Annotated in this window: 13 protein-coding genes; all 13 read left to right on the forward strand. The window is 68.8% G+C overall.

Annotation, left to right across the window (positions count from 1 at the left end):
* Positions 1-16 precede the first annotated feature (16 nt).
* A complete protein-coding gene (gene hisS, locus BIZ42_RS18050; protein WP_070427264.1) occupies positions 17-1,414 on the forward strand; it encodes a histidine--tRNA ligase in 1,398 nt (465 codons plus the stop codon).
* Positions 1,411-1,704 carry a hypothetical protein gene (locus BIZ42_RS18055; protein ID WP_070427265.1) on the forward strand — a complete coding sequence of 98 codons (294 nt, stop codon included), beginning with the start codon at positions 1,411-1,413 and terminating at the stop codon, positions 1,702-1,704. Before hisS ends, BIZ42_RS18055 begins: the two co-directional genes overlap by 4 nt.
* Positions 1,705-1,870: 166 nt before the next feature.
* Positions 1,871-2,191 (forward strand): YerC/YecD family TrpR-related protein, encoded by a 321-nt coding sequence (locus BIZ42_RS18060; protein ID WP_070427266.1) that lies wholly within the window; start codon positions 1,871-1,873, stop codon positions 2,189-2,191.
* Positions 2,192-2,201: 10 nt separating this feature from the next.
* Complete coding sequence (gene hisG, locus BIZ42_RS18065; protein WP_070427267.1) at positions 2,202-3,113, forward strand: ATP phosphoribosyltransferase; 912 nt, start codon at positions 2,202-2,204, stop codon at positions 3,111-3,113.
* The gene (hisD, locus tag BIZ42_RS18070) at positions 3,110-4,405 is read left to right on the forward strand and encodes a histidinol dehydrogenase (RefSeq protein ID WP_070427268.1); all 1,296 of its coding nucleotides are present in this window, start codon (positions 3,110-3,112) and stop codon (positions 4,403-4,405) included. Before hisG ends, hisD begins: the two co-directional genes overlap by 4 nt.
* Positions 4,402-5,490, forward strand: a complete 1,089-nt coding sequence (gene hisC, locus BIZ42_RS18075) for a histidinol-phosphate transaminase (protein ID WP_070427269.1) — start codon at positions 4,402-4,404, stop codon at positions 5,488-5,490. Before hisD ends, hisC begins: the two co-directional genes overlap by 4 nt.
* Complete coding sequence (gene hisB / locus BIZ42_RS18080; RefSeq protein ID WP_070427270.1) at positions 5,487-6,560, forward strand: bifunctional histidinol-phosphatase/imidazoleglycerol-phosphate dehydratase HisB; 1,074 nt, start codon at positions 5,487-5,489, stop codon at positions 6,558-6,560. Before hisC ends, hisB begins: the two co-directional genes overlap by 4 nt.
* Positions 6,557-7,159 carry an imidazole glycerol phosphate synthase subunit HisH gene (hisH, locus tag BIZ42_RS18085; RefSeq protein WP_019183003.1) on the forward strand — a complete coding sequence of 201 codons (603 nt, stop codon included), beginning with the start codon at positions 6,557-6,559 and terminating at the stop codon, positions 7,157-7,159. Before hisB ends, hisH begins: the two co-directional genes overlap by 4 nt.
* Positions 7,156-7,890 (forward strand): 1-(5-phosphoribosyl)-5-[(5-phosphoribosylamino)methylideneamino]imidazole-4-carboxamide isomerase, encoded by a 735-nt coding sequence (hisA, locus tag BIZ42_RS18090; RefSeq protein WP_019183002.1) that lies wholly within the window; start codon positions 7,156-7,158, stop codon positions 7,888-7,890. Before hisH ends, hisA begins: the two co-directional genes overlap by 4 nt.
* Positions 7,884-8,660, forward strand: a complete 777-nt coding sequence (gene hisF / locus BIZ42_RS18095; RefSeq protein ID WP_019183001.1) for an imidazole glycerol phosphate synthase subunit HisF — start codon at positions 7,884-7,886, stop codon at positions 8,658-8,660. Before hisA ends, hisF begins: the two co-directional genes overlap by 7 nt.
* 1 nt (position 8,661) lies before the next feature.
* The gene (gene hisIE / locus BIZ42_RS18100) at positions 8,662-9,288 is read left to right on the forward strand and encodes a bifunctional phosphoribosyl-AMP cyclohydrolase/phosphoribosyl-ATP diphosphatase HisIE (protein ID WP_172838084.1); all 627 of its coding nucleotides are present in this window, start codon (positions 8,662-8,664) and stop codon (positions 9,286-9,288) included.
* 93 nt (positions 9,289-9,381) lie between these two features.
* Positions 9,382-10,980, forward strand: a complete 1,599-nt coding sequence (locus BIZ42_RS18105) for a calcineurin-like phosphoesterase family protein (RefSeq protein ID WP_070427272.1) — start codon at positions 9,382-9,384, stop codon at positions 10,978-10,980.
* A 145-nt stretch (positions 10,981-11,125) separates the two neighbouring features.
* Positions 11,126-12,127, forward strand: a complete 1,002-nt coding sequence (locus BIZ42_RS18110; protein WP_070427273.1) for a glucokinase — start codon at positions 11,126-11,128, stop codon at positions 12,125-12,127.
* The last annotated feature ends 24 nt before the right edge of the window (positions 12,128-12,151 follow it).

The following is a 12,151-nucleotide window of genomic DNA, read 5'->3' on the forward strand; positions in this document are numbered from 1 at the left end:
CGCAGGAGTCCCGCAAGTGATCAAGCCCCGTACGCCGCCCGGCATCATGGAATTGCTGCCGCGTGAGCAGATCGCGTTCCAGCGCATGCTGGACGTCATCCGCCGCAACTACGAGCGGTTCGGGTTCCTGCCGGTGGAAACCCCGGTGTTCGAGCTGTCCGATGTGCTGCTGACCAAGTCCGGCGGCGAGACCGAGCGCCAGGTGTATTTCGTGCAGTCCACCGGCGCGCTGGCCAATGCCGCCGAAGCTGAAGAGAAGGCGCTGCCCGAACTGGCCCTGCGCTTCGACCTGACCGTGCCGCTGGCGCGCTACGTGGCCGAGCACGAACACGACCTGACTTTCCCGTTCCGCCGCTACCAGATGCAGCGCGTGTACCGCGGCGAGCGTGCCCAGCGTGGCCGCTTCCGTGAGTTCTACCAGTGCGATATCGATGTGATCGGCAAGGACACGCTGAGCACCCGTTACGACGCCGAAGTGCTGGCGGTGATCCATGCGGTGTTCGCTGAACTGCGCATCGGTGATTTCTCGGTGCAGCTCAACAACCGCAAGCTGATGCGCGGCTTCTTCGAAAGCCTGGGCGTGGCCGATGGCGAGCGCCAGCTGGCCGTGCTGCGTGAAGTGGACAAGCTGGACAAGCGTGGCGCCGATTACGTGCGCGAGACGCTGGTGGGCGAGGGCTTTGATATTCCCGCCGAGCAGGTCGAGCGCATCCTGGCTTTTGCGACTGTACGCTCGAGCAGCCACGCCGACGCGCTGGCCCAGCTGGACGCACTGCTGGCCGATGCGGCCGCCAGCGAGACGCTCAAGCAGGGCGTGGCCGAGCTGCGCGAAGTGCTGCAGCTGGTCAAGGCGCTGGGCGTGCCGGAAACCGCGTACTGCCTGAACTTCTCGATCGTGCGTGGCCTGGATTACTACACCGGCACCGTTTACGAGACCACGCTGACCGACCACCCGCAGATCGGCTCGATCTGCTCGGGCGGGCGCTACGCCGATTTGGCCAGTCACTACAGCAAGTCCAAGCTGCCGGGCGTGGGCATCTCCATCGGCCTGACCCGCCTGTTCTGGCAGCTGCGCGAGGCCGGCCTGATCGCCGGTATCGAGGACAGCAGCGTGCACGCGCTGGTGGCCTTGATGGACGACAACGGCCTGCCGGAGTCGCTGGATATCGCCCGCCGCCTGCGCGTGGGCGGCATCAATGCCGAAGTGCAGATGGAGCCGAAGAAGATCGGCAAGCAGTTCCAGTACGCGGCAAAGGCGGGTATCCGTTTCGTCGTGCTGGCCGGTGAGGATGAGCTGGCGCGTGGTGTGGTGGCGGTCAAGGACCTGCTGCGTGAGCAGCAGTTCGAGGTCGCCCGCGACGAATTGGCCAGCGCGCTGCAGGTCGAGCTGGAGCAGGCCAAGGCGATGGCATGAAGCGGCTGGGAGCAGGGGCACTGATGGTGCTCCTGCTCGCCGGCTGCCAGAGCGATCCGCAGCTGCGCAGCAAGCGGATCGGCCCCGGGCTTTACCGGTTGACGGTCGACCGCTGCCACATGGTTGACCCGAAGTTGTTGGAACACGACCTGCGCGAACTGGCCAGCAGCGTCTGCCCCAAGGGTGCGGGCCTGCTGGAAGCGCTGGAGTCGCTTCCCAGCCGCCAGGGCGGCCTGCTTGGCGAATGCCTGCGCAGCGGTGCCCTGCGTGCCGAGGTCCGCTGCCGGTAGTTGCCGACCGCTGGTCGGCACGCTTCTCCGTGGATACCCATCCAACGCCCGCCAACGCGGGCGTTGTTCGTTTCCAGACCCTGAACCGGCCCATTCCGCCTGCGCGGCGGTTTGACCGTGCGCCGTCATTTGCGCTAATGTAATAGCACGCTATTACATTGATACGATGAAACTACGTCCGATCCCCCGCGAAAAAGATGCCCAGGCCGATCTGGCCTCGCTGGCGCGTGCGTTTGCTGCCCTGTCCGATCCGGAGGCAGTGACCGCCTTCCTGCGCGACCTGTGCACGCCCGCCGAGCTGGAGGCGCTGTCCGACCGCTGGAAAGTGGTGCCGTTGCTGCAGCAGGGCGTGCCGTATCGCGAGATCCATGAGTTGACCGGGGTCAGCGTGACCACCACCGGGCGCGTGGCGCGCTCGCTGGACCACGGCCACGGCGGCTATGCCGCCGCCATCGCCGCCACGCCGTCCTCCCCCGAATCCGAGTAGAGACCTCCCCATGAGTGCAACCCAGACCGCCCCGGCACGTGACCGGCTGCGCATCGCCATCCAGAAGAACGGGCGGCTGGCCGAGCCCGCGCGCAGCCTGCTGACCGCCTGCGGGCTGAGCTGGCGGCAGAGCCGAGACAAGCTGTTCTGCTACGGCGAATCGCTGCCGGTGGACCTGCTGCTGGTCCGCGATGACGATATCCCCGGCCTGATCGCCGATGGCGTATGCGACTTTGGCATCGTTGGCCGCAACGAGCTGGACGAGCAGGGTGCCGCGCGCCGCCGGATCGGCCTGCCGGACGCCTACCAGGCGCTGCGCGGGCTCAACTTCGGCCAGTGCCGCTTGATGCTGGCGGTGCCGGAGGATTGGGAATGGACCGGCGTCGAACAGCTGGCCGGCAAGCGCATCGCCACCAGTTACCCCGCGATCCTGGCCGACTGGCTGGCCGAGCGTGGCGTGGATGCGCAGGTGGTCGAGCTGTCCGGATCGGTCGAAATCGCCCCGCGCCTGGGTACGGCCGATCTGATCTGCGACCTGGTCTCCAGTGGCGCGACGTTGGCCGCCAACCAGCTCAAGCCGGTTGAAACCCTGCTGGAGAGCGAAGCGGTGCTGGCCGGCCCGGTCCGCACGCCCGATGACGCCCGTGCCGGCCTGATGGCAATGCTGCTGCGCCGCCTCGATGGTGTGGTGAAGGTGCAGGACAGCAAGCTGCTGATGTTCCGCGCCGAACTGGATCGCGTGTCCGAGCTGACCCGCCTGCTGCCCGACGCCGACCCGCTGGTGCAGCTGCCCGATGATGGCGGCCACCTGCGTTTGCAGACCATGTGCCACGGTGCGTTGACCTGGCAGCGGTTGGAGGAACTGGAGCGCGCGGGCGCGCAGGGCTTGATGGTATTGAGTGTGGAGCGGTCGCTGGCATGAATCGTTTGACGTGGTCCCAATTGGATGCCGGCGCCCAGGCGCAGGCGCTGCAACGCCCGGTCCAGGCCGTGGCGGCACGCACCCGCGAGTCGGTCGCGGCCCTGATCGCCGCGGTACGCGAAGGCGGCGATGCCGCGCTGCGCGAGATCACCCTGCGCTTTGACGGGGTGGCGCCGGATACCTTCGAGGTGAGCGAGGCGGAATTCGCCGCCGCCGAGCAGGCCGTCTCCGCCGAACTGCGGCAGGCGATGATCGATGCGGCCGCCCGCATCCGCACCTTCCACCAGGCGGGCATGAGCCAGGGCTATGCGGTCGAGACCGCGCCCGGCGTGCGCTGCGAGCGCGTGGTGCGTCCGATCGCCCGGGTGGGGCTGTATGTACCGGCCGGCAGTGCACCGTTGCCATCCACCGCCTTGATGCTGGGCGTGCCCGCGCAGCTGGCCGGCTGCCGCGAGGTGGTGCTGTGCACGCCGCCGCGCAAGGACGGCAGTGCCGACCCTGCCGTGCTGGTTGCCGCGCGCCTGACCGGCGTGCACCGCGTGTTCAAGCTGGGCGGCGCCCAGGCCATTGCGGCGATGGCCTATGGCACCGACAGCGTCCCGGCCTGCGACAAGCTGTATGGCCCGGGCAACAGTTTCGTGACCGAAGCCAAGCAGCAGGTGGCCCAAGACGGCGCGGCGGCCATCGATATGCCGGCCGGCCCGTCCGAAGTGCTGGTGATCGCCGATGCCGGCGCCAATCCGGCGTTCGTCGCCGCCGATCTGCTCTCGCAGGCCGAGCACGGCCCGGATTCGCAGGTGCTGCTGCTGACCGATGACGCGGCGATGGTGGACCGGGTCGAGGCTGCGGTGGAAGCGCAGCTGGCGCAGTTGTCGCGTGCGGAAATCGCGGCGCAGGCGCTGGCGTCCTCGCGCTTGATCCTGGTGGATTCGCTTGATGAAGCCTTCGCGATCAGCAACCGGTACGCGCCGGAGCACCTGATTCTCGCGCTGCGCGAGCCGCGCGCGTGGTTGGAGAAGGTGGAGGCCGCCGGTTCGGTGTTCCTCGGCGACTACACCCCCGAAGCGCTGGGCGACTACTGCAGTGGCACCAACCACGTGCTGCCCACCGCCGGTGCGGCACGTGCGTACAGTGGCGTCAGCGTGGCCAGCTTCCAGAACCTGATCAGCGTGCAGTCGGCCACTGCCGCCGGCATCGCCGCGATCGGGCAGTGCGCGCGTGTGCTGGCGCGCGCCGAGGGCCTGGATGCCCATGAGAACGCGGTGACCCTGCGCATGGAGGCGGCCGCATGAGCACTGCCTCCGTCCTGCCCCTGGTCCGCGAGGACCTGCAGGCCTTTGCCGGGTACTCCTCGGCGCGCAGCAGTGCGCTGACCGGTGATGTCTGGCTCAACGCCAACGAATCGGCCTGGGCCAACCCGGCCGACGCCGAGGGGGGCGCGCGCCGCTATCCGGATCCCCAGCCGGCCGCCCTGCGTGATCGCCTGGCGGACCTCTACGGCTGCGCCCCCGGACAACTGCTGATCGGCCGTGGCAGTGACGAGGCCATCGATCTGCTGGTCCGTGCGCTGTGCGAACCAGGCCGCGATGCGGTGGTGACCACGCCGCCGGTGTTCGGCATGTACTCCGTCTGCGCCCGCCTGCAGAACGCGCCGCTGATCGAGGTGCCGCTGGTGGACCAGGGCGATGCACTGGTCGCCGATATCGACGCGGTCATCGCCGCTGCCCTGGCCGGCAAGGCGAAGCTGGTGTTCCTGTGCTCACCCTCCAATCCCGCTGGCAGCGTGATTCCCTTGGCGGAGATCGAGCGGGTGGCCGCCGCGTTGCAGGGCAGGGCACTGGTGGTGGTGGATGAGGCCTACGGTGAGTACGCCGAGCAACCGTCCGCAACGACGCTGCTGAGCCGTTACGACAACATCGCCGTGCTGCGGACGCTGTCCAAGGCGCATGCCCTGGCGGCGGCGCGCATCGGCAGCCTGATCGCGGATGCCGCGCTGATCCAGTTGCTGCGCCGCTGCCAAGCCCCGTATCCGGTGCCGGCGCCCTGCGCGGAACTGGCGCTGGCGGCGCTCTCACCCGAGAGCCTGGCCGTGACCGCCCAGCGCACCGCGCAGATCAAGGCAGAACGCGCCCGCCTGCAGTCCGGCCTGGCCGCGCTGCCCGGCGTCGCGCGCGTCTATCCTTCGCAGGGCAACTACCTGCTCGCCCGCTTTGCCGATGCACAGGGTGCCTTCGACGCGTTGCTCGCCGCTGGCGTGGTGGTGCGTGACCAGCGGGCTGCGCCACAGCTTGGCGATGCGCTGCGCATCACCATCGGCAGCCCCGAGCAGAATGACCGTGTACTTGCCGCCCTGATGGCCCGGAGGGCTGCCGCATGATCCCGATTCTGTTCGTCGACCGCGACGGCACCCTGATCGAAGAGCCCGCCGATTTCCAGATCGACGCCTACGAGAAGCTGCGCTTCGTGCGCGATGTGATCCCGGCGATGCTCAAGCTGCGCGATGCCGGCTACCAGTTCGTGATCGTCAGCAACCAGGACGGGCTCGGAACCGAGGGCTACCCGCAGGCCAGCTTCGATGGCCCCAACGACCTGATGCTGCAGATCTTCGCCAGCCAGGGCATCACCTTCCGTGACGTGCTGATCGACGGCACCTGGCCGCAGGACAACGCGCCCACCCGCAAGCCGGGTATAGGGCTGATGCTGCCGTACCTGCAGGACCGCAATATCGACTGGACCCGCTCGGCCATGGTGGGCGACCGCCTGACCGATATCCAGTTCGCCGAGAACATGAAGATCCGTGGTTTCCAGCTGCGCACCGAGCAGTTCGGCGGTGACTGGGACTGGACCTCGATCGCGCACGAACTGGCCGACGCACCGCGCCGCGCCAGCGTGCAGCGCAACACCAAGGAAACCAGGATCCGGGTCGAGGTCGATCTGGACCGCACCGCCGAGCCGCAGACCCACACCGGCCTGCCGTTCTTCGATCACATGCTGGAGCAGATCGGCAAGCACGGCGGTTTCGCGCTGAGCGTGCAGGCCGAGGGCGACCTGCACATCGATGAGCACCACACCATCGAAGACACCGGCCTGGCGCTGGGCCAGGCCCTGCGGGAGGCACTCGGCGACAAGCGCGGGATCGGTCGTTATGGGTTCACGCTGCCGATGGACGAAACGCTGGCCAGTGCCGCGCTGGATTTCAGCGGCCGCCCGTATTTCGTGTTCGAGGGCGAGTTCAAGCGCGAGCGCGTGGGCGACATGCCGACCGAGCTGGTGCCGCACTTCTTCCGCTCGCTGTGCGACGCGGCCGGGCTCAACCTGCACCTGAGCGTGCGCGGCGACAACGACCACCACAAGGTCGAGGCCTGCTTCAAGGCGCTGGCCCGTGCACTGCGCCAGGCCTTGCCGCGCCAGGGCACCGCGTTGCCGAGTACCAAGGGGGCGCTGTGACGGAGGTTGCGCTGATCGATGCGGGTGGGGCCAACCTTGGCTCGGTCCGCTATGCGCTGGAGCGGCTGGGCGTGCAGGTGCGCCTGGTGCGCGATGCGCAGGGGCTGGAGGGCGTCAGCCGGGTGATCCTGCCCGGCGTCGGCGCGGCCCCGCACGGCATGGCGCGCCTGCATGCGCAGGGGCTGGTCGAGCCGCTGCGCAACCTGCAGGTGCCGCTGCTCGGCATCTGCCTGGGCATGCAGCTGCTGTTCGACGGTTCCGAAGAGGGGCACGTCGAATGCCTGGGCCTGCTGCCCGGGGTGGTGCGGCACCTGCGCCCGGCCACCGGCATCCGCGTACCGCACATGGGCTGGAACCGGCTGCTGCCACTGCGCGAGTCGCCGCTGCTGGCCGGTGTGCCGGCACGCGCCAGTGCCTACTTCGTGCACAGCTATGCGGCACCCTTGGGCGAAGACACCGTGGCGGCCTGCGATCACGGCGGGCTGTTCGCGGCGGTCGTGCAGCGCGGCCGGCACAGTGGCGCCCAGTTCCACCCGGAGCGCTCGGCCGATACGGGCGCGCGCATCCTGCGCAACTTCATCGAGAACGAACCCACATGAGTTTCATCGTCTATCCCGCCCTGGACATCCGCGAAGGCCGTGTAGTGCGGCTGCTGCAGGGCGACTACGCGCAGCAGACCACCTACGGCGATGACCCGCTGCCGCGCGCGCAGGCCTTTGCCGCGGCCGGCGCAAGCTGGATGCACCTGGTGGACCTGGATGCGGCCCGGGCAGGCGGTTACACGCTGGCGCCGCTGCTGGCTGCGATCGCGGCGCAGACCGGCCTGAAGGTGCAGACCGGCGGCGGCGTGCGCTCGCGCGATGATGTCGCCCGGATTCTTGATGCCGGTGCGGCCCGGGTCGTCGTCGGCTCGGTCTCGGTGCGCGAGCCGGACACAGTGATCGGCTGGCTGCGCGAGTTCGGCCCGGACCGGCTGACCATCGCACTCGATGCCCGCCAGGCCGAGGACGGCCGCTGGCTGCTGCCGGTGCATGGCTGGACCGAGACCGCCGAGGACACGCTGGAGGCGCTGGCCCAGCGCTACGCCGAGGCCGGCATGCAGCACCTGCTGTGCACCGATATCGCCCGCGACGGGATGCTGTCCGGGCCGAACATCGACCTTTACCAGCACTTGGCGCGGTTGTTGCCCGGCGTGGCGGTGCAGGCCTCCGGCGGCGTGCGCGATGCCCAGGACGTGGCCCAGGCCAAGGCCGTCGGCTGTGGCGGCGCGATCCTCGGCAAGGCGCTGCTGGAAGGGCGCATGACCCTGGAAGGAGCGCTGGCATGCTGAGCCGCCGCCTGATTCCGTGCCTGGACGTGCGCGATGGCCGCGTGGTCAAGGGCGTGCGCTTCCGCGACCACGTGGACATGGGCGATATCGCCGAGCTGGCGATGCGCTACCGCGACCAGGGCGCGGACGAACTCGTGTTCTACGACATCGGCGCCAGCCCGGAAGGGCGCGCGGTGGATGTGGGCTGGATCGAACGCATCGCGCGCCTGATCGACATTCCGTTCTGCGTGGCCGGCGGCATCAGCGATGTGGAGACTGCGCGGCGCGTGCTGCATGCCGGTGCCGACAAGATCTCGATCAACTCCCCGGCGCTGGGCCGGCCGGAACTGATTGAGGAACTGGCCGATGCGTTTGGTGTGCAGTGCGTTGTCGTTGGTATCGATTCGGTACGTGAGCCGGATGGCGAATGGCGGGTGCGCCGGTTCAGTGGCGACCCGGACAAGACCCAGGCGGTGGCCGTACGCACGCTGGACTGGCTGGTGGAGGCGCAGCGCCGCGGCGCCGGCGAGATCGTGCTGAACTGCATGGACAGTGATGGCGTGCGCCGCGGCTACGACGTGGCCCAGCTGCGCCAGGCGCGTGCGCTGTGCCAGGTGCCGCTGATCGCCTCCGGCGGTGCTGGCGAGATGCAGCACTTCGCCGATGTGTTCGACCAGGCCGACGTCGATGGCGCGCTGGCTGCCAGCGTCTTCCACAGTGGCGCCATCGCCATTCCCGCGCTCAAGCAGTTCCTGCGCGAGCAGCAGATCGAGGTTCGAGATGTCTATTGAGGTGAATTCCATCGACGTGCGGCCGTCGCGCGAGGCGCTGGCGCAGCTGGACTGGGGCAAGGGCGATGGCCTGCTGCCGGTGGTGGTGCAGGACACGGACACGCTGCGCGTGTTGATGCTGGGCTATGCCAATGCGGCCTCCCTGGAGCAGACCCTGGCCACGGGGCAGATGACCTTCTTCAGCCGCAGCAAGCAGCGGCTGTGGACCAAGGGCGAGTCGTCCGGCAACGTGCTGGCGGTGACCGCCATACGGATCGACTGCGACAACGACACCGTGCTGGTCAGTGCGCGCCCGGCCGGCCCCACCTGTCATACCGGCAGCGAGAGCTGCTTCCCGCAGGCGCCGGGCAACTTCCTGGGCCGGCTGGATACCGTGGTGCGCGAGCGCGAGCAGCAGCGCCCGGCTGGCAGCTACACCACCTCGCTGTTCGACGGCGGTACCCGCCGCATCGCGCAGAAAGTGGGGGAGGAGGGGGTGGAGACGGCGCTGGCCGGCGTGGCGCAGGATGACGAGGCGCTGCTCGGCGAGTCGGCCGACCTGCTGTTCCACCTCACCGTGCTGCTGCGGGCGCGTGGCCTGTCGCTGGACGACGCGGTCGCGGTGCTGGCGGCGCGCCACGCGGGGTAAGCCCGGGCTGCACATCGTTTAACGTCGGTGAAACGCGGTGCAGGCGATGATGTGCGGCTCTACAATTCCCCACCCCCGACCGGACCACCCCCGATGACCCGTACTGCCGCCTGGCTGGCTTGCCTGCTGTTGATGACTTCGCCTGCCTGGGCTGCTGAAACGACCGTTACCGGCAAGGTGTATCAGGAGCGCGACGGCAAGCCGGGCCGCGGCCCGACCGATCCCGGCCTGGCCGGCGTGCAGGTTTCCAACGGTGAAACGATCGTGCGCACCGCCGCCGACGGCAGCTACAGCCTGCCGGTGCGCGAGGGCCAGACGGTGTTCGTGATCAAGCCGGACGAGTACCGTTTCCCGGCCGCTGCCAACGGACTGCCGTCCTACTGGCGCCACTATGCGCCGCAGGGCTCGCCGAAGCTGAAGTACGACGGCATCCGTGCCACCGGCGGTGCCACCCGCAACTGGGATTTCGCGCTGGAGCCGGCCAAGGGCACCGATGCCGCGCGCAACGGCTTCGAGATGCTGGTATTCACCGATTCGCAGACCGCCAGCCGCCAGGACATCGGCTACTACCAGCGCGCCATCGTCGAGCCGATCATCGGCAAGCACCCGGCACGGCTGGGCACCACGCTGGGCGACATCGTCAACGACGACCTGAGCCTGTACCCGGACATCAACAAGGTCACCGCCCAGCTGCAGGTGCCGTGGTTCCACGTGCCGGGCAACCACGACCTGGACATGGACGCCGGCAACGATGCCCATTCGCTGGACAGTTGGCGCGCGGTCTACGGGCCGGATACCTACGCGGTGGAAGAGGGCGGGGCGAGCTTCGTGTTCCTCGATGACGTGGTCTACGACCCCAAGGCCAAGCCGAGCTACGTGGGCGGGCTGCGCGCGGACCAGTTCACCTTCCTCGGCAACTACCTCAAGGGCCTGCCGCGTGATCGCCTGGTCGTGCTCGGCATGCACATCCCGCTGTTCGATGCGGCGCCGGGCCGTGAGACGTTCCGCCATGCGGACCGCACGCGCCTGTTCGCGCTGCTCAAGGACTTCCCGAACGTGCTGGTGCTCAGCGGCCACAGCCACACCCAGCAGCACTACTACCACGGTGCCGCCGAGGGCTGGCAGGGCCGCAAGCCGCTGCACGAATACAACGTGGGCGCCGCCTGCGGTGCGTTCTGGTCCGGGGTGAAGGACAGCAGCGGGATCCCCGATGCCACCATGAGCGATGGCACCCCGAATGGCTACGCGGTGCTCTCGGTCAAGCCCGGTGGCGAGTACGGGCTGCGCTATTACGTGGCGCGCGCGCCGGACGATTACCAGATCGCCCTGCATGCGCCGAAGGTGTTGCGCCAGGGCGCGTATCCGGCGTGGGGCGTGTACGCCAACGTGTTCATGGGCCAGGCCGATTCGCTGGTGGAGTACCGCGTGGACGATGGCGCTTGGCAGCCGATGAAGCGCGTCGAGCAGCCGGACCCGCGCCTGCTGCAGGAAAACGTCGCCGACGATACCGCCGAGCGCCTGCGCGGGTTCGACCGCTCGCCCGAAGCCACGCCGTCGCCGCACCTGTGGCGCGGCGCGCTGCCCACCCACCTTGCGGTGGGGGAGCACAAGGTGGAAGTGCGCGCGGTGCAGGGCGATGGCCCGACCGCCACGGCCAGCACCAGCTACCGCCTGCAGACCGCCAAGCCCTGAGCGCGGCGCGGTCGTTTCAGTACGGCGCTGTATGGCAGGCGCGGCTTTGCAATCCCCCGGCGATGCCTGAGAATCGCCGGGATTCAATCGATTCAACCAAGGCAAGCGAGTGAGCGCAGCGGTACCGGTTCCGGCTCAACCTGAGGTGTCGCCGACCGCGGCGCAGCGGGATTCCCTCCCTGACACGCTGATCGTGGCCGATGTCGGCGGTACCTTCGCCCGCGTCGCGTTGGCCAGCGTGCGCGCTGGTGCAGCGCCACAGCTGAGCGGTCTTCAGCGCTATGCCTGTGCCGAGCACCCCAGCCTGGCCGCGATCCTGGCCGATTTCATCGCCACGCTGCCCGCCGCGCCGGACAATGCGGTGGTCGCGATTGCCGGCCTGCTGGACGGCGATCACCTGGTCAACACCAATCTGCCGTGGCCGGTCTCGGTCGCGCAGACCCGTCACGATTCGGGGCTGGCTTCGCTGGCGCTGATCAACGATTTCGAAGCAGTGGCCTACGCGATTCCGCACGTAGCGCCGGAGTCCATGGTGGCCCTCAATGGCGATCCCGGCGCGGGTCCGCGTTGGCCGGCATTGGTGCTGGGGCCGGGCACCGGGCTGGGCGCGGCACTGCGCTTTGAAGGCGGCGAGCGACCGGTGCTGGCCAGTGAAGCCGGCCATGCCGCGTTGAATGCCTGCAATCCTTTGGAGCTGGAGGTGCTCTCGCGCCTGCTGCAGCGCTGGGACCACGTGGACAACGAGCGCGTGCTGTCCGGTGGCGGCCTGATGAACCTGTATCCCTGCCTGTGCGATATCCGTGGCGTCACACCGCACTGGACCAGCACCGAGGCACTGATCGCCGCCGCGCACGAGGGCGTGGATCCGGTGGCGGTGGAAACGCTGGAGGTGTTCTGCGCCTGGCTTGGCAGCCTGGCCGGCGACCTGGCCACCACCTTTGGTGCGCGCTCGGTCTATCTGGCGGGCGGCATCTCCACGCGGGTGGATCGCTTCCTGCGTGATGGCCGTTTCCGCGCGCGTTTCCTGGCCAAGGGCGTGATGCACGAGGTGCTGCGCCAGGTGCCGATCTGGCGGGTGGACCACGGCGAGCTGGGCGTTCTTGGCGCGGCGGTCTGGCACGCGGAACATCGCTGTATCGTCGTGTAATTCTTTCCTTGCCCGTTCGCTGGA

This window comes from Stenotrophomonas sp. LM091 (assembly GCF_001806305.1).
In the GTDB taxonomy this organism is placed as follows: Bacteria; Pseudomonadota; Gammaproteobacteria; order Xanthomonadales; family Xanthomonadaceae; genus Stenotrophomonas; species Stenotrophomonas bentonitica_A.

Bases quoted from the DNA above. Each gene is read 5' to 3' on its own strand.
- BIZ42_RS18055 (WP_070427265.1), top strand. From the start codon at position 1,411: ATGAAGCGGCTGGGAGCAGGGGCACTGATGGTGCTCCTGCTCGCCGGC.
- BIZ42_RS18060 (WP_070427266.1), top strand. From the start codon at position 1,871: ATGAAACTACGTCCGATCCCCCGCGAAAAAGATGCCCAGGCCGATCTG.
- hisG (WP_070427267.1), top strand. From the start codon at position 2,202: ATGAGTGCAACCCAGACCGCCCCGGCACGTGACCGGCTGCGCATCGCC.
- hisD (WP_070427268.1), top strand. From the start codon at position 3,110: ATGAATCGTTTGACGTGGTCCCAATTGGATGCCGGCGCCCAGGCGCAG.
- hisC (WP_070427269.1), top strand. From the start codon at position 4,402: ATGAGCACTGCCTCCGTCCTGCCCCTGGTCCGCGAGGACCTGCAGGCC.
- hisB (WP_070427270.1), top strand. From the start codon at position 5,487: ATGATCCCGATTCTGTTCGTCGACCGCGACGGCACCCTGATCGAAGAG.
- hisA (WP_019183002.1), top strand. From the start codon at position 7,156: ATGAGTTTCATCGTCTATCCCGCCCTGGACATCCGCGAAGGCCGTGTA.
- hisF (WP_019183001.1), top strand. From the start codon at position 7,884: ATGCTGAGCCGCCGCCTGATTCCGTGCCTGGACGTGCGCGATGGCCGC.
- BIZ42_RS18105 (WP_070427272.1), top strand. From the start codon at position 9,382: ATGACCCGTACTGCCGCCTGGCTGGCTTGCCTGCTGTTGATGACTTCG.